This is a genomic window from Mucilaginibacter sp. SJ (genome assembly GCF_028993635.1).
GTDB lineage: Bacteria > Bacteroidota > Bacteroidia > Sphingobacteriales > Sphingobacteriaceae > Mucilaginibacter.
In genome coordinates this window covers 3,257,645-3,279,979 of sequence record NZ_CP118631.1, presented here as the reverse complement: position 1 = coordinate 3,279,979, position 22,335 = coordinate 3,257,645, and the positions used below count along the sequence as shown (strand labels likewise).

General features: G+C 44.3%; 19 protein-coding genes and 1 pseudogene. 6 read left to right on the top strand and 14 right to left on the bottom strand.

Annotated features, from left to right (window positions below; translation table 11 throughout):
• Positions 1 to 11: 11 nt before the first annotated feature.
• The 6 genes from MusilaSJ_RS13060 to MusilaSJ_RS13035 form a co-directional block, all read right to left on the bottom strand.
• Entirely contained in the window at positions 12 to 2,231 is a 2,220-nt protein-coding gene (locus MusilaSJ_RS13060) for a peptidase domain-containing ABC transporter (RefSeq protein ID WP_274990348.1), read from the bottom strand.
• A gap of 42 nt (positions 2,232 to 2,273) precedes the next feature.
• On the bottom strand, positions 2,274 to 3,629 hold the full coding sequence (locus MusilaSJ_RS13055) for a radical SAM/SPASM domain-containing protein (RefSeq protein ID WP_274990347.1): 1,356 nt from the start codon (positions 3,627 to 3,629) through the stop codon (positions 2,274 to 2,276).
• A gap of 74 nt (positions 3,630 to 3,703) precedes the next feature.
• Positions 3,704 to 3,910 carry a hypothetical protein gene (locus MusilaSJ_RS13050; protein WP_274990346.1) on the bottom strand — a complete coding sequence of 69 codons (207 nt, stop codon included), beginning with the start codon at positions 3,908 to 3,910 and terminating at the stop codon, positions 3,704 to 3,706.
• Positions 3,911 to 4,003: 93 nt separating this feature from the next.
• Positions 4,004 to 4,201 (bottom strand): hypothetical protein, encoded by a 198-nt coding sequence (locus MusilaSJ_RS13045; RefSeq protein ID WP_274990345.1) that lies wholly within the window; start codon positions 4,199 to 4,201, stop codon positions 4,004 to 4,006.
• A 482-nt stretch (positions 4,202 to 4,683) separates the two neighbouring features.
• Positions 4,684 to 5,751: an outer membrane beta-barrel family protein gene (locus tag MusilaSJ_RS13040; RefSeq protein ID WP_274990344.1), complete on the bottom strand. Its 1,068-nt coding sequence runs from the start codon at positions 5,749 to 5,751 to the stop codon at positions 4,684 to 4,686.
• Positions 5,748 to 7,055, bottom strand: coding sequence for a TonB-dependent receptor (locus tag MusilaSJ_RS13035; RefSeq protein WP_274990343.1), 1,308 nt, complete (start codon positions 7,053 to 7,055; stop codon positions 5,748 to 5,750). Before MusilaSJ_RS13035 ends, MusilaSJ_RS13040 begins: the two co-directional genes overlap by 4 nt.
• Positions 7,056 to 7,200: 145 nt before the next feature.
• Here MusilaSJ_RS13035 and MusilaSJ_RS13030 point away from each other — a divergent pair, with 145 nt between their 5' ends.
• The 3 genes from MusilaSJ_RS13030 to MusilaSJ_RS13020 all read left to right on the top strand — a co-directional run bounded on the left by MusilaSJ_RS13030 (position 7,201) and on the right by MusilaSJ_RS13020 (position 12,036).
• Positions 7,201 to 7,923: a LytR/AlgR family response regulator transcription factor gene (locus tag MusilaSJ_RS13030; RefSeq protein ID WP_274990342.1), complete on the top strand. Its 723-nt coding sequence runs from the start codon at positions 7,201 to 7,203 to the stop codon at positions 7,921 to 7,923.
• Positions 7,924 to 8,384: 461 nt separating this feature from the next.
• Positions 8,385 to 9,188, top strand: a complete 804-nt coding sequence (locus tag MusilaSJ_RS13025; protein ID WP_274990341.1) for a sensor histidine kinase — start codon at positions 8,385 to 8,387, stop codon at positions 9,186 to 9,188.
• A gap of 115 nt (positions 9,189 to 9,303) precedes the next feature.
• On the top strand, positions 9,304 to 12,036 hold the full coding sequence (locus MusilaSJ_RS13020; protein ID WP_274990340.1) for a lantibiotic dehydratase: 2,733 nt from the start codon (positions 9,304 to 9,306) through the stop codon (positions 12,034 to 12,036).
• A 640-nt stretch (positions 12,037 to 12,676) separates the two neighbouring features.
• Here the strand turns inward: MusilaSJ_RS13020 and MusilaSJ_RS13015 are convergent.
• Together MusilaSJ_RS13015 and MusilaSJ_RS13010 are read right to left on the bottom strand one after the other, a co-directional pair.
• Positions 12,677 to 13,579, bottom strand: a complete 903-nt coding sequence (locus MusilaSJ_RS13015; RefSeq protein WP_274990339.1) for a HEPN domain-containing protein — start codon at positions 13,577 to 13,579, stop codon at positions 12,677 to 12,679.
• A gap of 7 nt (positions 13,580 to 13,586) precedes the next feature.
• The gene (locus MusilaSJ_RS13010; RefSeq protein ID WP_274990338.1) at positions 13,587 to 15,050 is read right to left on the bottom strand and encodes a hypothetical protein; all 1,464 of its coding nucleotides are present in this window, start codon (positions 15,048 to 15,050) and stop codon (positions 13,587 to 13,589) included.
• Positions 15,051 to 15,488: 438 nt separating this feature from the next.
• Here MusilaSJ_RS13010 and MusilaSJ_RS13005 point away from each other — a divergent pair, with 438 nt between their 5' ends.
• Positions 15,489 to 15,911 (top strand): helix-turn-helix transcriptional regulator, encoded by a 423-nt coding sequence (locus MusilaSJ_RS13005; RefSeq protein ID WP_274990337.1) that lies wholly within the window; start codon positions 15,489 to 15,491, stop codon positions 15,909 to 15,911.
• Entirely contained in the window at positions 15,911 to 16,174 is a 264-nt protein-coding gene (locus MusilaSJ_RS13000) for a hypothetical protein (RefSeq protein ID WP_274990336.1), read from the top strand. The genes MusilaSJ_RS13005 and MusilaSJ_RS13000 overlap by 1 nt, the downstream gene beginning before the upstream one ends.
• Positions 16,175 to 16,505: 331 nt before the next feature.
• Here the strand turns inward: MusilaSJ_RS13000 and MusilaSJ_RS12995 are convergent, their stop codons facing one another.
• From MusilaSJ_RS12995 to MusilaSJ_RS12975, 5 genes are all read right to left on the bottom strand, one after another.
• On the bottom strand, positions 16,506 to 17,426 hold the full coding sequence (locus MusilaSJ_RS12995) for a DUF5712 family protein (RefSeq protein WP_274990335.1): 921 nt from the start codon (positions 17,424 to 17,426) through the stop codon (positions 16,506 to 16,508).
• A 58-nt stretch (positions 17,427 to 17,484) separates the two neighbouring features.
• Positions 17,485 to 18,039 (bottom strand): BfmA/BtgA family mobilization protein, encoded by a 555-nt coding sequence (locus MusilaSJ_RS12990; RefSeq protein WP_274990334.1) that lies wholly within the window; start codon positions 18,037 to 18,039, stop codon positions 17,485 to 17,487.
• Complete coding sequence (locus MusilaSJ_RS12985; RefSeq protein ID WP_274990333.1) at positions 18,026 to 18,514, bottom strand: hypothetical protein; 489 nt, start codon at positions 18,512 to 18,514, stop codon at positions 18,026 to 18,028. The genes MusilaSJ_RS12990 and MusilaSJ_RS12985 overlap by 14 nt, the downstream gene beginning before the upstream one ends.
• The gene (locus MusilaSJ_RS12980) at positions 18,511 to 18,780 is read right to left on the bottom strand and encodes a helix-turn-helix domain-containing protein (protein ID WP_274990332.1); all 270 of its coding nucleotides are present in this window, start codon (positions 18,778 to 18,780) and stop codon (positions 18,511 to 18,513) included. The genes MusilaSJ_RS12985 and MusilaSJ_RS12980 overlap by 4 nt, the downstream gene beginning before the upstream one ends.
• Before the next feature lie 211 nt (positions 18,781 to 18,991).
• Positions 18,992 to 19,753, bottom strand: a complete 762-nt coding sequence (locus MusilaSJ_RS12975) for a hypothetical protein (RefSeq protein ID WP_274990331.1) — start codon at positions 19,751 to 19,753, stop codon at positions 18,992 to 18,994.
• A gap of 240 nt (positions 19,754 to 19,993) precedes the next feature.
• Between MusilaSJ_RS12975 and MusilaSJ_RS12970 the strand changes: the two are divergent.
• Positions 19,994 to 21,523 (top strand): annotated as a pseudogene (locus MusilaSJ_RS12970) (IS1182 family transposase).
• Positions 21,524 to 21,690: 167 nt separating this feature from the next.
• Here the strand turns inward: MusilaSJ_RS12970 and MusilaSJ_RS12965 are convergent.
• Positions 21,691 to 22,332, bottom strand: a complete 642-nt coding sequence (locus MusilaSJ_RS12965; RefSeq protein ID WP_274990330.1) for a hypothetical protein — start codon at positions 22,330 to 22,332, stop codon at positions 21,691 to 21,693.
• Between the last annotated feature and the right edge of the window lie 3 nt (positions 22,333 to 22,335).

The window sequence follows — 22,335 nt, the reverse complement described above, 5'->3', positions numbered from 1 at the left end:
GATGCTGTTTTTCAGGCCCCCAGTTCCAGTTGATTTTTGACCAAGTCATAATAGGCCCCCCGGTTTGTAGTCAGGGATTCATGGTTGCCAGTCTCTACGACCATCCCCTTTTCCAGTACGATGATTTGATCGGCATGGCGCACGGTACTCAAACGGTGGGCGATAACGACCACAGTCTTACCAATAAAGAAGGTGTCCAGGCGGTCCATGATGGCGGTTTCATTGCCGGCGTCCAGGCTGCTGGTCGCCTCGTCGAAGAAAAGATAAGCGGGGTCTTTATAAACAGCCCTGGCAATCAGGATTCTTTGTTTCTGGCCTCCGCTCAGGCCAACACCACTGGGGCCAATCTTCGTATTATACCCCAACGGGAGCTGATTCACAAATTCATCGATATTACTGACATAAACCGCGCGGTTAAACCGCTCAGTGTCCGGAAATGACCCATCAACGACGATGTTCCTGGCAATCGTATCATTGAATAGGTAGCCGTCCTGCATAACCGTCCCGCAATGACTACGCCACAATTTTGGGGACAATTCGCTTAACTCCTGATCCCCTATCATAACGGCACCATCGGTTGGCTGATAAAAGCCCAGCAGCAACTTCATCAGGGTTGTTTTACCGCTTCCGCTCGCTCCAACAATCGCCGTGATCTTCCCTTTTGGTATCAGGACGTCAAGATCCCTCAGAACAAAAGGGGAACGCGGGCCCTGATATTGGAAGTTCAGACGCTTTAAATAGATTCCGTCATGCAATGGGGCGAATGTACCCAGCTCCGATTCAGGCAGGCTACCCTGTTCTTCGTCATCCTTATGATGTACTTCCTGTAACCTGCTAAAACTTAAATTCGCATCCTGAGCGGATTTGAAAAACTGGATAAGTTGCTGTAGGGGGCCATTTGTCTGACCGATGATGAAAGAGATGCTTAGCATCACGCCGATAGTCAGTTCCCCATGCATTACGGCGACCGCAGAGAGGAAGGAAATCACCACATTCTTGATGTGGGAAAGAAAGAAAAAGCCTGTTTGCTGGTACTGTTCCAGTTTAAGCCCCTTGATATTCAAACGATACTGGCGCACCTGCAGAAACTCCCATTCCCAGCGTTTTTCCTGTTCTCCGTTATAAAGCTTGATCTCCTGCATGCCCACTATCAACTCAAAAAGTTTTTCTTGGGTGGCTTTGCTTTGTGTAAACCGCACGTAATCCAGCTGCTTCCGTTTTTTCTGGAACAGGAACATCCACAGCACTGCCGAAGCGCTAAAACAAATGAAAGTTGCCCATATCGAAAATTTATAGGTGAACAACATGGATGAAAGTACGATGATCTGCAAACTGGAGAATAACGTACTGATAATATCCGATGTTAAGAACGTTTCGATCTTGTGATGATCATTGATCCGCTGGGAAACATCCCCAACCGATTTGCTGTCAAAAAACCGGATCGGTAGGCGCATAAGCTTTTTTAAAAAGTCCGATATGATGTTCAGGCTGATCTTTGCGTTCATATGGAGCAGGATCCATCCCCTGAAGACGTCAAGTGCTGTGCCGCCTGTATACAAGATAAACTGGGACAAAACGAACAAAACGATGAAAGCATAGTTTTTACCAACGATCCCTTTATCGATAAGCCCCTGCGTCAAATATGGCAGGCAAATGGTTATGCCGACAGAGGCCATCATGCATAATGCGAGCAGCAGGACTGATTTTCGAAAGGGCTTCAGATAGCTCAGTAAGAATCTGAGGTCGCTTTTATCCACCGACTCATAATTGTGCCGGTCGTAAAACGCGGCCGTCGGTTCCAGCAGCAGCGCGATGCCTTTATTGCCTTCAGAAGTTTGCCAAAACTTAAGAAAATCCTCGGATTTTATACGGGTCAGGCCATGTGCCGGATCTGCAATTATAAATTCCAGTCCGGCAGTTCCCACTTTTTTGGGGCCTTTATTCCTGATCTTGTATAAGACAACAAAGTGCTCCTGGTTCCAGTGCAGGATCACCGGCATCGGCACATCTTCTGCCAGCGAATCAAGACCAATCTTTACCATCAGCGTCCGGAAACCGATCCTCTCTGCCGCCTGGCTAATCCCGAGCAGGCTCACGCCCTCCCGGGTAATATAACACTGCTCCCGGAGAAAATCAAGGTCGATCTTTTTTCCATAAAATTCCGACACCATCTGAAGGCAGGTAGGGCCACAGTCAAAAGTGTCCAGTTGCTTTGTAAACGGAAATCTCATACATCCCCAATCTTAAATATTTAACTGTTGCCCGTACCGGGTTTAGCTGACCGCTAACCGGCTTTCTTCTTTCTTTTTCTGGATAAAATAATCAAGCAGCAGCCTGTCTTTATAGTTGGACTTGAATGGCGGGCAGGCCGGGGTACCCTCGAACCAGGATTTAGGGCAGCCACCACCGCAGATCGGCAGGTGTTTACAAGTTTTACACCAGGTTTGGCCCGAGGTCAGCATTTCGTTCCAGTTTCGCAGGGTTGCATTGGTGTTATAGGTTTCATGCGGAAAGAACAGGTTTCCGATCAGGCTATCACCCTGTCCGTAAGTTTCCGAATATGGAAATTCCCAGCAGGCATAGATATTGCCAAAAGCATCATAAACCTCAGAATCCTGCTTTTCGGCCATGCACACGGAATAGGTCCTTTTCGGCATCACGTTAACCGCGATATTGTACTCGTAGCATTTCAGCAGCCATTCTATTTCCTTTTCCGCGAAGAAATCTTTGCCCAGACTCGCTTTACCGGCGTCGTTTCCACCGAAATCAACGATGGTCGCAAAATACATGCTAACTTTTCCTTGGAGCCGGTGCTCATTGACATAATCGATCAAGGGCTCTACGTATTGGTAATTTGTTTTATCGATATTGACACGGATCGAAATGCCACAACCTTTCTCTTTAAATTCTGGCAGATCGGTTACGTCCTTTATGTTTTTGAAAATGATATCAAATGTGGCGTCACCTGTCTTTGTTATCCGTCGCTGGTCGTGTGACTCCGCAGTGCCATCCAGCGTGATCTGGTAGTTCATGACCCTGCAGTCTTCAACTAGTTCCTTGAACAATGCGGGTTTTAGGCTCAGGCCATTGGTAATCATATCCGCGGTATAGCGTATGCCACGTTCTTCGGCAAGCCTGATCAAACGGGCTGAAGTTTTTTTGATCGACGAATAACCGGTCAGCGGCTCCCCGCCATACCAGGTAATAGCGATGCCATCATAGGATTTCTGCGAAAGAAGGTAAACAATGCGTTCATAATATTTATCGATCACCGCATCGCTGGCATAATGCTTGGAATGGGTCTGCCCGCAATAATGGCAACCCAACTGGCAGTTAGCTGAAGGCTGGATGGTCATGCTCAGGAAAGTCCCTTCTTCCTTTACCTTCGAGTTAACGGCCATTATATATTCAAACTCATCCTGTTCCTCAGGAACAATGAACTCTTTCTCTTCCAGGACACTGCGCATCTCTGGACTGATCGCCTCAAACTTGCCGGCATTAAGATTGGTGTAGATACTTTCTTCTACCAGGATAGATGTCGCTGTCCGGGTTGAAAAAATGATACGTTTATTATCGAGGCTGACATCATCAAGCACATCGGTGGCCAATATATAATTAGATAATTTCATGGGTCAGGTTGGTTAAAACATGTGTGCTGTTTTCTGCACACATGTTAGTTTGGTTAATTTGTCTGTTCCTAACTTTATGCAGCCGGAGTGCTGTCACTATACGTACCGCACTGTGTCAGGTTAGGGCAATCTCCGGTGTAAGTACCACAGGTGCTCAACATCGGGCAGGCCAGTACACCGCCTATGATCTGCGCGGCGTTCTGATCGTGGATGATCTCAAAATTGTTTTGCGCGCCCAGGTTATTTTTGGCAACCAGGCTCTGAAGTTTTTTCTTTAACATAATTGAATAAAGTTTTAAGTATTGTGATTTACCTGCGGAACGCACCCTTTGAGAGTACGCACTCCGCAGGCGATTCAGAAGGTTTTCCCGGTGCTAGCTTGCATCGGTAAAGGAGCCGCATTTAACAAGGCTAGGGCAATCACCTGTGTAGGTAACGCAGGTGCTCAGGTTTGGACATGACACCACACCGCCTATGATCTGAACAGCGCTTTGATCATGAATCACCTCGAACCCCTGTAGCTGTCCGAGCTTGTTTTGGGCTACCAATAATTTGATTTTCTGCTTCAACATGGTAAATGAATAAATAAGTTAGTTTCTGAGAAAGTTTAACGATGTTACTCAACCCTTGATCGTTCCGATGGATTAGGCTGATTGCAGGGCTGAGCACGGCGGAGGCGTGTTGTACGTTCCGCATGCGGTCAGGTTACTGCAATCACCATTGTACGTACCGCAGGTTGACAGGCTCGGGCAGGAAAGAACGCCTCCGACAAGCTGGGCGGCACTGGAGTCGGTGATGACCTCAAAGCTTCCCGCTTCACCAAGTTTGTTCTTTTCTACAAGCGATGTTAGTTTTTGCTTTAACATGGGTGATATATAAAAAATGAAACACTCTGAGAAAGTTTAACGATGTTACTCAACCCTTGATCGTTTGTTGTTCTTATAAAATGACGGTTCCTGTCAGGGCTCGGATCAGATGGCCATCTGGTCCAATGCAATTATGCACTGCAGGTTTTCTGTGTTCTCTGTTTACCGTTTTATCTGCATAGGTTATACTATTTTAGCCTGTTCAGCTCCTGAGGCGCGCTTTTTTTTCGGACAACCTTCAGCTCCCTGCCAAACTTGAATCGAACGGAAAGCATAACCTGCCTGAAATCATAATAATTGCTGTTGATCGAACGGAACTCAGACGTTAGGACAGTTGACCGTTGTGTGGATGACTTGAGGATATCCTGAGCGGAGAGTGATAAAATCAGCCGGTTACGCAGCAGCGTCTTGCTCAGGCCCAGGTCCAGGCTCGAATAACCTTTTTGCCTGGCGATATTGTAACCACCTCCCGGTAAAGTCGCCGAAAAGCCCAAGTCTGCAGACAAACCCTTTGGAAATTGAGCGGATTGCCTCGTCGAAATGGTGATATTTACAGGAGTACCGTCCAGGTCATAATTAAAATCCGAACGGTATCGGTAGCTACCCAAGCTGGCGCTGAAATTACTTTGCCACCAGGACTTCGGATTCAGGCTGACATCGAAATTAAAGCCATAGCTGTCGAGCTTGCCGCTATTGATCTTCCTTGTCTCGATCGTGTTTTGGTCCGTATTGAAAGGGAAGGAAACCACGGGCGCATACGTGATATTGTAAAACATGCTGAATAGGAAGATACTCCTGACCATGACATTTAGGTTCAGGTTATCCTGCAGGCTGGGGTTGAGCAATGGATTGCCCACATAATCCGAATAGATACTGGTGTAAAACTTAAAGGGATTAACATCAAACAACGAGGGCCGTACTATTCTCCTGGTGTAAGAGAGATCAGCGGAAGAACCGTCAGCTATCTTATATTGCAGGAAAGCGCTCGGGAAAAAATTACCAAAATTCCGCTTGTTCCGTTCAGTGACGGAATACCCATCAGTAAGTGTTTCTTCATAACGAAGGCCTGCTTTCGCGCTCCATTTTTTAAAATCTTTATTCATTGAAAAATACCCGGCGATATCCTGTTCCTGGTAGTGAAAACCGTTTTCTGTCACTATCCCTTCATAAATGGACCGGCCATTGATTAGTTGGTCATAATCGGTTTGGCTATCATTACCGAACTTGGTGTACTTCAGGCCCGTTTCCAGGTTCACACCGCTGAAAAGCTTGGGGAATGACAGGTCTGCCTTGCCACTAAACACATTTTTGGGGTATCACCCGAACTAAAAAGATCATAAACATTTCCTGTAGGCGTTACCCGGTCAGCGTCAAAGTAGTTTATGGTCGAGGTAGCGGTCAGCAACCGGCTTGTCTTATGCACATAGTCAAAAGATGCATCGAGATTATTGTTATTTTTTCCAAAAAAACTATTTAGTCCCAGGTTGGCAACATGGGTAACCCCTTTATTGGTACTCAGACCAGAGGTATATCCGGTCGAGTCTGGTTGCCCCCCTGTCTTATACCCCAGCGTATGCCCCTGAAAGCTTCTGCTGTTCAGGCTGGTGAGGCTATAAGAAGCATATAGTTTGGAACGTCTACTAAGCAACCATTCGGCCACCACATTAAAACGTTTGTTATCGTATTTGTTCTTGTTGGCTGCATCGTCGCTCCAGTCGGTTTTTCCGGGAGTAGAGAAAGTAGTGGTCGCGTTCGTGGTTTCCCTATACGAACCAAAGGAGCCGCCCAGGGAAGTAACCAGGCTGAAGTTTTTATCACGGAAACCTGAATTCAGGGTTTCATCGTTTTCCCAGTAAGTATTTTTGGTCACCGACGATTCAATATAACCAAAAAGGCCGTAACCTTTCTTCTTTTTGGTAACAATATTGATCAAGCCCGCTCCCTGAGCGTCATATTTGGCGGGCGGGTTGGTGATCACCTCTACACTGGCGATATCGTCTTTGTATATGTTCAGGTACTCCAGCAGGTCGCGGCTGGATAGGTAGATCATGCGGTTGTCGATCATCACGGCCGCCGGTCCGCTCCCCCTGATCTCAATGGCATTCCGGGTTACATTCAGCCGGGGGATGCTCTTTAAAACATCGCTCACTGTTTTGTTCGCGTAGATGGGCAGGCCGTCAATATGGTAAACGATCCGGTCCACTTTTTTTTCCATAAAGTTCTTTCCGGCGGTCACATTTACACTGTCGAGCTGCGTGGTTTGCGCCTGGAGTTGAAGCCTTAACCTAGCATTGCTTGTTAGATTAAGGGTCGTATCGGCCATCCGGAACCCGGTGAAGGATGCGGTAATACGATAATGTCCTGCAGGCAGCGCCCCGAAAGTGAAAGCCCCTGATGCATCTGATAAGAAAGCCTGTTTCAAAACAGTGTCACGGTACAATCGGATAGTAGACTTCGCAAGTACACCACCCCGCCCGGAGGCTACAACCCCCGAGATGGAGAACTGCCCGTATGAAAACTTAAAAAACATTAAAAAGAATAAGGTATAGATGTACTTCATAATGCGCTGATGTACCAAAAAAAACATGGTGACTATAACAATATGAATATCTTCAGCTCAGCGATTCCTACTGAAAAAAATTATATCAAGTATCTATTTTATTATATATTATATACTTCGTGATATTTATGTTAATTTGGCAGGAGTGGACCTTCATTGTATTATCATCGACGACGAACCGCACGCGGTATCGGAACTGGCCGACCTGGTACGTGATGTACCCGGACTGCATATCGCGGAAACATTCGCTGACGCTCGCCAGGCAATAGCCTACCTGCGGCAGAACGGCGGTGTTGACATCGTCTTCTCCGACATTAACCTGCCAGGCATCAGCGGAATAGATTCGGCCAAATTGCTTAGAAAATACTGTCGTTTCCTGGTTTTTGTATCTGCCCACCGTGAGTTCGCCCTAGAAGCATTCGGTGTTAGTGCGAATGCTTACCTGGTAAAACCTGTCAGCAGAGCCTTGTTCATGGAAAAAATATATGAACTTACCACCGTGGAAAAACCCGCGGCCGCTCCTGAAGCTGAACAGGTATTATTTATCAAGGGCAACTCAAAAAACAGTTTTATAAAAGTTGCGCCCGGAAAGATCATATTTATCGAAGGTATGCTGAATTATGTAGTGATACATACGGAAGGAGAAAAGTATGTCACCTATATGGGGCTAAAGGACATCCTGGAAAAACTTGCTCATTTGACACAGTTCATGCGGATTAACAAATCAGTGATCATATCACTTAATCATATCAGTCATCTTGATGGACATGTCGTTTTTCTCGATAATAAAATGAGTTTCACCATAGGCAAGACTTTCAGGGACGCGTTTCGCGACTATATCGCGAAACGCACACTGAATGACGGCTAAAGTTATTGCATCGTCGTGGTTACGGTGGTGGCCGTGGCAGTTGTAGGATCGGTCGGGTGGTCAGGAGAGAGGCGAGGGCTTGTTCTCTTGAAAACGTGAAATGTTTTTTTCTCCTCAGATCAATTTTCTTTTTTTGAGCTTTCATTATGTTTTTTTTTGACGCTCAATAATATTTTTAAAGGGTTATTATTTTGATTTTATTATAGTAGATGCAGGAAATATTATATAATAGGCAAGTGTTTAAGATCAGGCACGGGAGACTTCACCTTTTGTGCTGGGCCATATTTATATTTTATGAAGTGGTGATCACTGGTGTGTTGCTGGGTCATTTCAGACCTCTTCCCACTTATATCCTTTTTTACTCGATCAATGTATCCCTGTTTTACCTGCACGCCCTTATCGTATTGCCATTCGGACTCGCCCACTCTGTGAAATCTCTTTGGCGTATACCTTTATTACTTATGGGAGAGCTTGCCGTTTATATCCTGCTGATAACCCTTTCAGAAAAAGTGGTTTACCTGTTCACCGGACTAGGCGGACGCCCCCTCGACTGGAAGTTCGTCGCCGGTACTGTATGGCGGGGTATTTATTTCATGTTATACGGCACCGGCTATTATTTTCTAATCAGTTACCTGGACAATAAGACCAAAGTGCACGCAGAGGAACTCCGCGTCGAGAAACTAAACAGTGAGCTACTGCGGACAGAAAAGGACTTTTTACGCGCGCAGATCAATCCGCACCTGCTGTTCAATACACTGAGTTTTATCAGGTTCGCGGCAAAAAAACAACCTGAAGCATTTGAGGATGCCATTATGACCCTCTCGGAGATCATGTCATTTTCTTTGGATGAAAAAAACAGCGAGTTCCTGGTTCTCGGTGAAGAGATCAAACAGATCAGGAATGTTATCAAACTGAACCAACTCCGCTTTAACAACCGCTTACAGATCAGCCTGGAGACCACGATTTCGGACGAGTATATACCGATTATACCCATTGTCCTTATTACACTCACGGAAAACATATTCAAACACGGCGATCTACTGGACGGGGATAACCCAGCCATTATCAGAATCTGCTCTGACGCGGAAGGTTTGTCTTTTTTTAGCAGTAATATTCCTTCTTTTTCAAGCCTGCATCCTGAAAAAGGCCACCAAGGACTAAAAAATATAGCGTCCAGGCTTGCTATCTATTATCCTGACAGGCATGAGCTTTCCTACGGGCTCAACAACAGGTTATTTGTCGTAAACTTATCCATCAGGTATTGACCCCTTGCGTATTGCCATTATGACCAGTCTCCGTCCCCTTTCCTTTAGCATTTGCAGGGTCCCCGCCTTCCCGGAAAACACGCAACTGGAGGAGGTTTGGGAGGAACTTAAAATCATGATCGCTGAAGCTTCTCCGGAATTTTACCTTATCATCAAAGACTGCCAGGCTACAGACCTTCCCCTGCTTGCGCCAAAAGAGCAGCTTACCATTTATAAATATTTCAACCGTGCCAGGTATCGGGCAACGCCTTTCGGGCGGTTCGCTTCGCTAACACTGGTGCCGCACGGACGTAGCAGCCGCACCGGCACACCTATCATCCTTGCACCTCCCGTTTATCATACGTTCGTCGACTGGAGCTTCCATGCCACTTGGGAAGCCGGGCTGAGGGCATCGGGCAATATCGCGAGTCAGTTCCAGGCTAACCGAACTATCTATCTTTCAGGGACGGAGATTAAATATATTTTCTTTAACGGCTTCACTTTCGAACTCAGTTCCGTCCCATACAACCCGTTTCTTTATGACCTGCTGCTTTTCGTCCGGGAACCCCGCGGTAAACCTGAACTCCTCTCTTTTATCAAAAATCACAAGGGCGACGGCAAAACAGCGGCGAAAAAGCTAATCGCGGAACTGATCAGCATCCAGCTTATCCTCGACGACTATAGCCCGAACATAACCGGGCCGGACTATTTCAAACGGCACAGGCTTCCGGCACAGGTTATGGGAACAGCCTACACCATTGCGGAACGACAATGGATATCCGGAGAACCGGGAGCCGAGGCGGCTCAACAGCTTAATGAAGCCATCGGCTTTCTTAACGCTATACTTCCCTTACAGGAAAACAATGACGTCAAAAAATTCAGGGATGGATTTCTGGAAAGGTTCGGAGACAGAGAAGTACCCTTATCCGCCGCACTGGATCCAGAGACTGGCCCGGGCTATGGAGGCCTGGAATCCGGCTTCCATACGCACGAAACTATGATAAACGAAATTAAAGCATTGCTGCAAAACACGAACGGGACAGACAGGATTTCCTACGGCGAACTTCAGCAATTCTTGCTCTCTTCCTGGCAGGAAAGGCCATGCATACGGTTAGAATCATTTCAACCCGGAACGCAGAAGGCACCGGCTTTGCCAAATACCCTGAGCGCTGTGACAAGCTTCGCTGATGACTTGCTGGTTTGTGAACACATCGGCGGCAATACGGCCAATGCCATGCTGGGCAGGTTCTCACTGCTTGGTGGCGGATTTGAGGCTTTTGGCAGGAACATCGCTGAGACGGAGGAGGCAGCAAATCCTGGGGTTATCTTCTTCGATGTTGCTTACAGGGCGGAAGATAAAATAGATAATGTAAACCGGCGCGGCAGACTTTATCCTTTCGAGTTTTGCATTCTTTCCTATTCGACAGGTGATAAGAATATTGAATTGGATGACCTACAGATTGCCGTCCGCCAAGGCGAGATTATCTTGAGGTCCAAAAAGTTAAACCGGCGGGTTGTGCCCAGGATCGCATCGGCCTATAACTACGTCCGCTCCGACTTGTCATTGTTCAGGTTCCTCGCCGACCTGCAGCAGCAGCAGATCAGGTCCTCGCTCAGATTGGATCTTCGGGCTATTTTCCCCGGTTTGAGTCGCTACCCTCGGGTACAATTTAAAAAGGTCATCCTTTCACCCGCCAGGTGGCTGGTTCCGGATATATTTCGCCCTGGAGGTGTTTCAAATAGTACTGAAAAGCTGAGGCAGTGGCTTCATGAACAAGGTATCGGCATGTTTAGTTACGGCAACAGTGACCAAAAGCTGACATTCCGCGCACATAGCGATACAGACCTCGAAGCATTCCTCGCGGTTATCAAAAACAAAACCGGAATATATATTACGGAATATATACCATTGCGCAAAGGGATCGTCGGCGATAAAATGGGTAAAGCTTATAATTCGGAATTCATTTACAGCTTTTACCACACGGAGCAGATTTACGCGCCTATAACAGTTGCAGGGCATTCCCCGGAGCCGGCCGGCGTAAAAAAATATTTCCTACCTGGACAGGAATGGCTTTATTTTGAGATATATTGTCATCATATCTTTGCCAATCTTTTGTTAACTAACCATATAGCCCGTTTTATCACTGAAAATAGACAGAAGATCGTGCAATGGTTTTTTATTCGCTATAACAGCCCCAGCCACCATATCAGGTTACGTGTGAAGCTAGAGCATCCAAGAGAGGGATACTTGCTGATGAACGCCCTGTCGCTCATACTGGAAGCCTCTATTCTTTCCGGCCAGGTTAAGGAGTTTCTTCTAAAACCTTATCTCCGAGAAGTGGAGCGCTACGGGACGGAACGGATCGATCTCGCTGAAAAGTTTTTTTTTAGAGACAGTACGGGCACACTTCGGCTGATGGCCAGAAATGTATCCGCTGAACATCGGTATTACTGGTCCATTCGTCTTCTGGATTCAATATTGCTGGAAAACGGTTACGAATATGCTGCCAGACTCGCTTTCTATGCCGAAATGGAAAAATCCTTTGCTTCTGAATTCGGTATTATACCGGCAGCTTTTAGGAAAATAAATGACGGTTTCGCCGCCTTTAGCGAACATACCAAAGTACTGGTAATAGAAAAACTTGCAGGGGCAAAACGATGGAAAGAGTTGAGAAATGCCTTTAACGCCTGCGTCCGGGTCACCCCACAGCACCTAATGGAAAGAATGATTGCCGACCTTTTTCATATGCATGTAAACCGGATGTTTGAAACTGATCAGCGAATGCATGAAATGATCATTTACATTTATCTCCAGCGTTTGACCAGGAGGCGCTATTACACAGAGCGAAATGGACAGTTGCCAGTCTGATTAGCATTTGGCATTGAACTATTGATAGCTCATCGTAAATAAGAAAATTGGATAAATTCCCTAAGTTCTTAGCACTTAAATTAGTAATGGTCTGAAACTGGCAGTATTGCAGATTAGTTTATGCAAAAAACTATTGAAAGCAAAATCAATACACACTTACATAACAAACCAACTTATATTTAAATTAAATTCTGATCAGGATCAATACTCACCGGCGGATTTAGTAAAATCGAAAGCATATACTATCAATCAAGAACTTACGACAAACGAATGTTAACTGGTTCGATGTACACACGGCAATATCGGTAAGAGGCGGGCAAAAAATTATTCCAAATGCCAATTATGTAGGTGTTCAAAAAATCTCCTATGTCAATTCCTTTAATCCGTTGTAGATGAACCGAAAAGTTGCAGGAACTATTCAATCCGGGAAGTAGTTAATTCCCGGATCGACATTTCACGCTCGCTCTCTCCGAGAAACTCAATGAAATGATTAAAAGTATAGCGCAAATTGTTTTATGATTCTTGCTCAGATCAGATGCAAGCTTTTATCCAATGCCTGCTGAAACAGCATGCCAATTGAATCATTTTTAATTTTTTCGTTCATCGGACAAAAATCTTTCACCGAAAGGCAAAACGATAATCACAGCGAAGCTGGCAGGGCCGGGGAATAATCCACGACCTCTGCCGATGCCTCAACTGTGGTCCTAGCAGTACCCGGTGCGGTCTCTTTTTTTGCCAGTTCTTCTATTAGATCAAGAAAGGCTTGCACTTGTGTGCATAATAAATCAGCTTCATGGTCAACTACCTGGTAGTTATCTTTATATCGGACATCCGAGTAGCTTGCGGAAAGTACCTTAAACAGATGCTTCTCTTTTGCAAAATGTCGCCGGAATAACGCTGACGGTTCCGGTGAAAAGCAATTGCAGAAATCAATTAACCGGCCGATATTATGGATGTCAGACCGGTATCCTGTAAACAGCCTTATCAATGCCCTGCATCCTTGCTCAACTGCCTGATGAAGTAAAAAGATAACATTATTGTCGAAGTCGTTTTCCAGGCAATTCCATGCACTTTCTAAGAAGCCCAATGCAAGGTTGTAGATCCTTTTGAAAGCTTCTCGGTCTTTTAAAATGGCATCTTCCACTTTGGCTTCGTCAAAATCAGGAATCATCGTAAAGCCGTCGGAAGTATAAATTAGTGCGCCGTTTAAACAGACATTTAAAAAGAAAGTGTCGTATTTGTAAACAAGGTTCATCACTGTTTCAAGCCCATGTGCGACGACGAATGTACCAGGGAATAATTTACTGATATAATCCTGCATTGCATGCTCTATACGGGTGATATCGGTAGTCATTACCAGTAAATAGTAATTGGTTTCAGAAACAACTTTTGAATGATCAAAAACAGTAGCTTCCTCGCTTGATCTGTTTATTGCAGCAAAACAAATGATCTTCTTAATTTGATATTGATTGGTTAAGGCTTTCGCTATCTCCTGCAATTCCTTGTGCTGTGTATCGGTAAGTTTGATTTGTATAGTATTCATTTTGCAATCATTTACTTTTTTTCAATGCATCATTTGCTTTTATTCCAGACATTAAGGTACGCACGATCATACGCTGGTTGACCAGTTCAATTTTTAGTTTGAGCACTTCAGCAAGGGTCGCATTAGGCGGCGCATCCAAATAATCTGATTGGCTACTTATTATTAACTCATACAATTCAGGTTCTGCATTAGCCAGATGGTCAAAGCGTCTTTCAATTTCGTTAGTAAAAAGTTGGGTTAACCAGGATAATCGATCAATGTCGGGATTTGCTGTTTTGTACCCGGTTTTATAGAATAATAACGCTTCAAGTAATGCAGTTAAAGAGCTGGCTATTAACCTGAGGGCCTCACGTAAATTCTCCTTTTCTATTTCATCGTCGATTTTATCATAAAGCATTTTCGACTCTGAAAATTTTTGCTCATAGTAAGGTGTGCCTGCGTCCTCAGTTTGCCTAAGATTTACCGTTAATTGTTCTTTCAATTTTAGATCTTCACTTTCCTGGACGATAATACCCCTGGCCAAAACATATTTTAAAAAGGCTTTGTCGTCATCATTTTGCGACCGTAGAATTGATTCGCTTTGGATTACTGTAAGAATATGAATGAGCGGCTCGGCAGCTTTTTCAATTGCTTTATTAAGATCCTCGCTTATGGGCGTTCCGGTATCATCTATTAAAATGTAAAGCATGAAGGTGTCAGTATCCTTAAAGCTGTTGATATGGATGACGGCTTTTATGGATGGGACTGCTTTTCGTATGGCATCAGCTACTTCTTTCAATGCCAGTTTTTCCGCCACGGTTTGTTCTATACGAATGATGCCCTCTTCTGTTTTTTTTACGATCATTATCCCACCTCCTTGACGGATGTCCGCTTCATTGACCGGCCCTTTTTTCAAAGTTGGGTTATCGCTTTCGCGTTGCCTGATGATCCACGCGGCGGAGTACAGTCTTTTCACAGATTTGTAAACGAGAATAATTTCGTTCATTGACATACTATCCTCAACGGCATGCGTGGAAAGAGCAAAGTGTATCCATTCATTCAGGTAATCTCTGAATTGTTGAGGCTTGATTTCCTTAAAAACGCGCTTCACTGCTATATAAGGATTCATCAATTCTTCCGGTGACAGCTTTTCCGCGAACCAATACCATAGCTGTTTTTCTTCATTTACTTGCTTATCAGTGGTTGCAACCGAACGGTCGTCATCCTCGTTATCAAGATATAATAAATGGAGGGCTTCAAGTAGTTTGAGTGTAGCCTCATAGGTGTCAAATAATTTACCTGGCCCAAATCTTTCATTTTTAAAGCTTTCGTAATTTATCACATAATATCGCCAGGTTTTAAGGTCTTCGAAATGTCCTTTGGGCCAATCAAGATCAAAAAACTGATTGACGACAGTTAATGGATATTGTACTTCAGAAAAGCGAAGATTTTTGGGGTAGTGTTCCCACGGGGCATATTTACCGCAATACATACTCAATTCCTTTATACCGGTCTTGATTGGCCGACGATACAAATCTCCAAAGGAAAAAAGTGCTAACCTATTCTTTGAAGTTCTAAAGAATCCTCAATGATCGAATACCTTATTTGCAGCATCTATTTCACAGACCTGGTTGAAAGATCTTCTAATGAAGAAGTGGTTAAAAAAGAAAAGGCCCGACTTTCGCCGTGGCCTCTCTGGCTGTCAACCTTATATTATTTTCATTAGAAATCGCGTAGCTAATCTTCAGCGTTCGTTAATATTATGTTTCTCTAATAGCACAAATATCATCAACGGAAAATTGCTAAACCATTCTGCGGCTTTCTATCTGATACAAACAAGGTCATATTTAACCCGGTATTATTTCTATATTAGATAAATCTTCCTTTTTTATTATTTTGTTTAATTTTGAACGAACTCTACTACTCACTTATGAATACTACCGACATACCAAAGAATATCCATCAAGGTCGAAACGTTAAACGCTTCCGAGAAATGCTCGGATTAAAGCAGGAAGCACTTGCTATTGAATTGGGTGATGATTGGAGTCAAAAGAGAATATCTCTTTTGGAATCTAAGGAGGTGTTGGAGCCAGAATTATTGTCACAGGTAGCTAAAGTGTTGAAAGTACCTGAAGAGGCCATCAAAAATTTCGATGAGCAGGCCGCTGTGACATATTTCAACACTTTTAATGACAACAGTTTCAGTAATAGCAATGGTACTTTTCATGCAAATTATTGCACTTTTAATCCAATAGATAAATGGCTTGAAGTTATCGAAGAAAACAAAAAGCTTTATGAACGCCTCCTACAAAGTGAACGTGAAAAAGTAGAAATCTTAAAGAACAAGGGTTAATGGAAGAGCATGCTGGTGAAAACAATTACCAGGATAGGGTATTTGCATTTATCAACGATAAAGAATTTGCTACAATAGATCAGCGATTTAAACCTTACTTTGAACTTCATAAGATTGAAGGAATTTTTGATCTGTTTGATGTTATTCAATCCGATTCCGGTGGTAATAATACAGCCAAACTCATTTGGAAAACGCAATGGGACTTACCTATTGAACTTAAGAAAGCTGTTATCGACGTTTACAGCAGACATTTTCAGAATTAGATTTACCTCTACACCATAGCCGACTGGCCAGATAATCACAAACACACCCAGTCATATCACCGCTTAAACAACGGGAGCTGTTAGCAGGAAAACTGTCAAGGCCCGGCGATAGCCGGTTTATATAGCCTTGACTGTTTTCCTGCGTAGCTAACTTTGTGACTGCGGTGCTGTGACTAACCAATAATCAGCGGGCGGGACAGGCAGGTGTGTATGAGGAACGAATACACTCCTGCACGCGCGGCGGCAAGGCTGGCGGCGCAATGAAACCCGGAGCGAAGCTCGTGGTGTAATGGAGCCGCCTGCCGCAGCCGTATGGCCACATGATCCTTACTTACCGTGATAGCTGTTGTCCCCGATCATAATCCTGTCCCGGTCGTTTTTTCTTTTTGCGCCTTTTTCCGTCGTCTACTGTCGGCGGACCATAGTTTTTGGCGGCACCATCAAGCAACACCTCCAGGATCCCTTTGCTATGGCTTTGCTGGAACAGGTTACCGGACTCCTGAACCCTCTGTTTTTCCCTGAACTCAACCTTTTGTTCGTAGCTTCCATTTTTCATAGCATTCGCATATCCAAACGATTCTTTGATCTCCCTTTCATAATTAAACATCCGGTCAAAGATCTGCTCCGCCGACTGCTTAAAAGCTACCCGGTCAAACTGCCCGACGATTTTACTATGTTCAGCATTCGTCCCTTTTGAATTATTCAGCGGGCTTAACTTGATGGTGTTACTGGCATCCTTCCTGCTGACAATGACCTGTACATGCATCTGCTCGCCCGGCTTGACATCTCCTCGGCTGGCCATGCCTTTCCTCACTTCCAGATCTTTATAAGTGTAATACCTTTTGTTTTCCAGCTTGGCATAATAAACCAGGTCCTGGTTACCTTCTACCCGGTCACGCTTAAAGTTTTTAGCATAAGCATCCATTACCTCATTGGCGTAAGCTTTTAAATAATCTTTCGCACCCTCCTTTCCAAACTTCTCTTTCAGGTATAATAACTCTTTTTCACTCGGGCTGATGTTCACCAGGAAAAACTTGGCATCGTCCTTTGAAAGCTTCGCTATATTATTATCGATGCCTGACCTTACTTCATAGGGCTGGCTATTATTCCGTTCGTGGTTGAACCAATACTCCAGCTTATATTGTTTATCCTGCGCTTCGGCGATACGGTTCTCTCTTTCGAGGTAGGCTACCAACTGGCTGCTGCTGCCTTTATTGTTCCCGGTTTCACTGGTTGTAATATTGATGTGCATTTTTTTCTTGGTTAAGTTTAAATAACATACCCATTTACAGGCTGCTTCATGATCGCTGTCACAGGTTTTCTAACTGTTCCCTGGCAAAACGTACCAGCTCATCCTTATCTGCCTGCTTCGCAAATACATTTAAATTCTCCCGATGGGAAACATAATGCTCCAGGATTGTTTTGAAACGGACTTTCAGATTTCTTTTTTCCAATTGCAGCCTGTCCATAGTTTGGAGATATTTCACGATCTCTTCTATTGCTTTTCTTTGGACTGCATGAGCTTCTTTCTGCTCCTTATTATGCGCGATGATATATTGGTTAAAATAATCCACGATCTTCAATTGTGAATTGATCATACGCTCCGAATCTTTTTTTAAGGGCATCAAAAGTTCCTGCTCCTGTGTCCTGATAAACGCAACGATATTGTCCGTCTTCCTGTTGATCGCATTTTTCAATAGCTCATCGTTCAAATCCCTCGGATCTTTCTTGGTCTTATAAAAATAATCTACCATGAACATGAACAGGTTAAGCTTTGACAGGCCGCATTTATTAGCGATGATGACCAGCTTTTCATCTGTCTTCACCGGGAACCGGATCGTTTTTATATTTTCATCCTTGCTCATAAGATCTTTCGTATTGCAATAATTGAGTATACCTCCAGGTATACTGTTTTCGGTATCTGAAGCATAAAAGCGGGGGAAAAGTATACCACAGGTATACGCAAAACCGCGTTAGCCCCGCAGGGCGAGCGGAAAAGTCGGGTGTGCCCGACTTCCGCTCGCTCCCTTCCCAACCGGCAGGCCAGTAAACCTGGCTGCCAAGTTTGGGATGATAAGACGGTTCATAGCTGATGTAACCATATTCATCGAGTTCTTTGATACATTTGTGATAGGTTGCAATCGACGCTATCCGGCTAAAGGCCATAAGCGTCTTTCTGGTAACAGGAAACGGGCTTTTAAAGCCAGCGCGCTGCCATTGGACAAATAATGCGCTGAACAAGCTGATGTGTGTAGTATTCAGCCGCCCGTCCATGCTCATGCGTTTGAGCAGCTTACTATAACCGGCAAGTTCACTGGCCGCAATTTTAGGATTACTCATTGCAGCCCCCCTTCCAGTAGCTTGTTGATGTCATCGAGCTTGTAATACATGATGCTGCCGATACGGGTATAACTCAATGTCCCGTTGATGCGCAGGTTCTGTAAGGTGCCCGGTGATATTTTCAGCAGCTTCCGTACTTCGTTACTTTTAAGCCATTTTTTTGACTGCCCCTGTCCGTCCAGTTGAACCAGTTTCCTGATTTCTGTTAACAGTTCGCTTTTAAATTCATTCAGATCTCCTTTAGTGATCAGTTCACTTGCTTGCATAATAGCCTCCTTCGTTAAATCGTTACTTCATACTTGTACCGCCGGTACCGGGTACGAAGCAAAGATGTTAGCAAAGCGATATCATTCATTACCATAAACCAAGCTATGGTAATGGCAGCCAAAGCATCGTGCTGAAAAAGAGCATGCTGAATAATTTCGAGGCAATTGTTAACTTTTGCCTGCAAAAGAAAAGCAAACCTAAAATCCGAACTTAATTTAACCTGCGTTTTGCTGGAACGATGTTAAAATGCTGGTTTTCGGAGGGGACAGCAGATGACCTGCCACTCGGATTGCTTGCGTCGCGCGGGTAGTAGCGCCGCACGCGCTCTAATTTTATCGGTTCGCCGTCTTCCTGGAAGTACCGGCAGATCAGTTTGGCCCAGGTGATGGGCATCTGTGAAAATACCAATTCCTTATCACCCACCTTTAGTGTCTCGATCTTTTTGAACAGGTCAACCACAGTCAGGAAATGACCGCTGGCAATATTGATCGGGTAGTCGGTATCCAACTTCTCAGCCTTCCTGCGCTCATCCATCAGGCGTTGCATTTGTTCTTTGAGTATTTTGATCTGGCCTTCCTTCTCTGCAATGATCTCAGCATGGGTACGGCCAAGGTTCCACTCATCGATGCTTTGAAGATATTCTTTAAATCGGTTAAGGTGAAACTTGTATCGGAAGTTTTGGGCATGACTTGAAGTATACCTGTCTTTTTGCCTTAACTGTGCAATAGAATCTTGTGTGACATCCCACACATACCTGAAGAACTCCTGCTCAGTTGCATCATCGTATTCAGATAGAAAGAATTGCAGTTGGTATTTATACAGTTCATCGAATTCTTGTTCACTCTTTCGGTAAAGCAAGTTAAGAAAGTGGTTATCTTCAACTTTTTTATTCCAGAAAAATGGGCGGCCTATATCATTAGAATCCTTGTTAAAATCGAATGGCGCCCGGTGTTTAAAATATTGTTCTCGCATAAGTTAGACTTTAATCTAAAGTTAATACTTTAATATTGCGTTTTAGAATACAAATAATACCGAAATAATCTGACCAACCAATATGTTAACATGGTTCCATTTCAAGAGGATTTGGACTTAATGCGAATTGTTCCCAATTTGGAAATTCTATTTGGTTGTCGAAAACCACAAAAAGAGGCTGTCTCAAAAGGAAGGGCAGCCCCTTTTTGTTTGACGTGATATTTTTAGTAACTTAAGGACATGGGAGGCAAAGCAGTTTTTAAGGAATATGACCCTGACCAGTTAACGTCCTTACCGTATAACTGGAAGAGTTGATACCGTCAGGTCATCCGGTACGTATCGTTAAACAAGTGGTTGATGCGGTGGATGTCAAACCGATCAACCGGAAGTACAAAGGTGGCGGTGCCTTGAGTTTTCATCCCCGGCTGATGCTGAAGCTATTGGTCTACGGTTACCTGACCAACACCTATTCCTCACGCAAGCTGGAAGAGCAGGCGGCACAGAACGTCCACTTCATGTGGCTTTTGGGGATGAAGAAGCTCGATCATAATACCATCAACCGTTTCCCCAGCGAGAAGCTGTTGGACGTTCTCAAGTAGATATTCTCGCAGATCGTATTGTTGTTGCAGGAGGAAGGGATCGTATGGCTGAAAGAAACCGTATTTACAGATGGGACCAAGATCAAATCGGCAGCAAGCAAGTACACTTTTGTATAGGGCAAAAGCATCAAATCCAATAAAGAAAAGATGAAATCCCAGCTGGATGAGTTAAGTTATGGAGTTATGCCCAAAGCGTGGCAGTAGAAGAGCTTAAAGATACCGTCCCGCTTGAATACAGCGATATCAACCCGCAGAAGGTAAAGGAAACTATCGCCAAGGATCAACGCGGCACTGGATGACCAGGAGGAGGTATCGGGGAAAGTAAGGCAAAAGCTGAACTACGCTAAAAGCACTGGCCGTAGAACCTTCGGAAATACAATGAGCAGGAAAAGCTGTTAGCCGGTCGTAACAGCTACAGCAAGACCGACCCGGACGCCACGTTTATGCGGATGAAGGAAGACCATATGCTGAACGGGCGGCACAAACCGGCTTACAACCTGCAGATCAGTACCCAGCAGCGTTCATTCTCCATTACTCACTTCACCAAACGTCAATAGATTACCAGACCCTGCCATCCCGCATCGAACGGTACGAAGCCTTATATAACGAAAAGCCAAAAGCGGTAGTAGCCGATGCCGGTTATGGCTCGGATGAGAACTATGGGGTGCTGGACGGGAAAGGTATTGAAGCCTACATCAAGTATAACACCTTTGATAAAGAGCAGAAAGAAGGCATCAAAGCGTTCAGCAATGACAGCCTGTACGACAACGAACAGGAGAACTACTTGGTATGCCCCATGGGCCAGCGAATGCAGCACGTCAGCACCGGGCAGCGAATAACCACATCCGGCTACATCCAATTCATCAGCCGTTACCAGGCCCGGAACTGTGACGGCTGTCCGATGCGGGGCGTATGTCATAAAGCTTCCGGAGACAGAGTTGTTGAGATCAACCACCGCCTGAGAAAACACAAGCAGTCAGCCAAAGAAAGATTGAACACAGAGCAAGGCATCAAATACCGAAAACGACGGACCACCGATGTAGAACCGGTATTCGCCAACCTGAAGCATAATCACGGCTTCAGTCGCATTTTGCTGAAAGGCATGTCCAAAATCGATGTCGAAATCGGCTTACTTTCCATTGCTCATAATGTCAGAAAATGGAAAGCCTGAGAAAAAAGGCTTTTATCCCCCCAAATTACTGCAAACCAACTCTACAGTCAGAAAGTAAGCCGACGCTGTCCGGATTCCATAATAACTTATCTAAAGTGACTTAAATAAAAAAAACGCCTCGTAATTGACTTATGAGACGGCTTCTTTCAGGCGATAGTCACAGCAAACTAAGCGCCTAAAAATTCTTTTAGACTCTTATTAAGCGGTGTAATCTCGAATGGATCATGAGTAACGTTATATAATATTCCGTCGGAATCAACGCCTATAAAATCTCCATCTTCAAGTTCTTTGATGTGATAATATAATTTACCGTTCAATATAACTTCATACACATTTCCTTGGCTAACAAGCTCAAGATCTTGAGCAGCCAAGAGTTTTTTTGCATTGTCGTAATAAACGTTGTCATTTCGCTTTTTAACATATCTACTAACGTCGACATTAGCAGCATCAATTTTAACATCCTTTGGACCAGACAAGGTGTAGCCACAGATTACTCCTTCAGAAACGTGGATAGTTAGTGTCTTAAAATGAGAGGTGTGGCTGTCGAAGACCCGTATATCGGTTATTTCATAATCAGCTTCTTTTTTCTTCTCAAATTTGTTAATTAACGTAGGGGCAAAGGAAAAAGCAACATAATCCGGGAAAGCTGAACTGTAACCCACCAAAGAATAAAGAAATAGTTTTTCATCAATTTGGTTAATCAACGACTCAAATTCTTTGGGAAGCTTCTTTAATGCATTTTTAATCAACACCATTTCCCAAGTTTCAACAGGGAGGCGTTTCTTCTTCGATTTGAATAAGTTAAACATAAT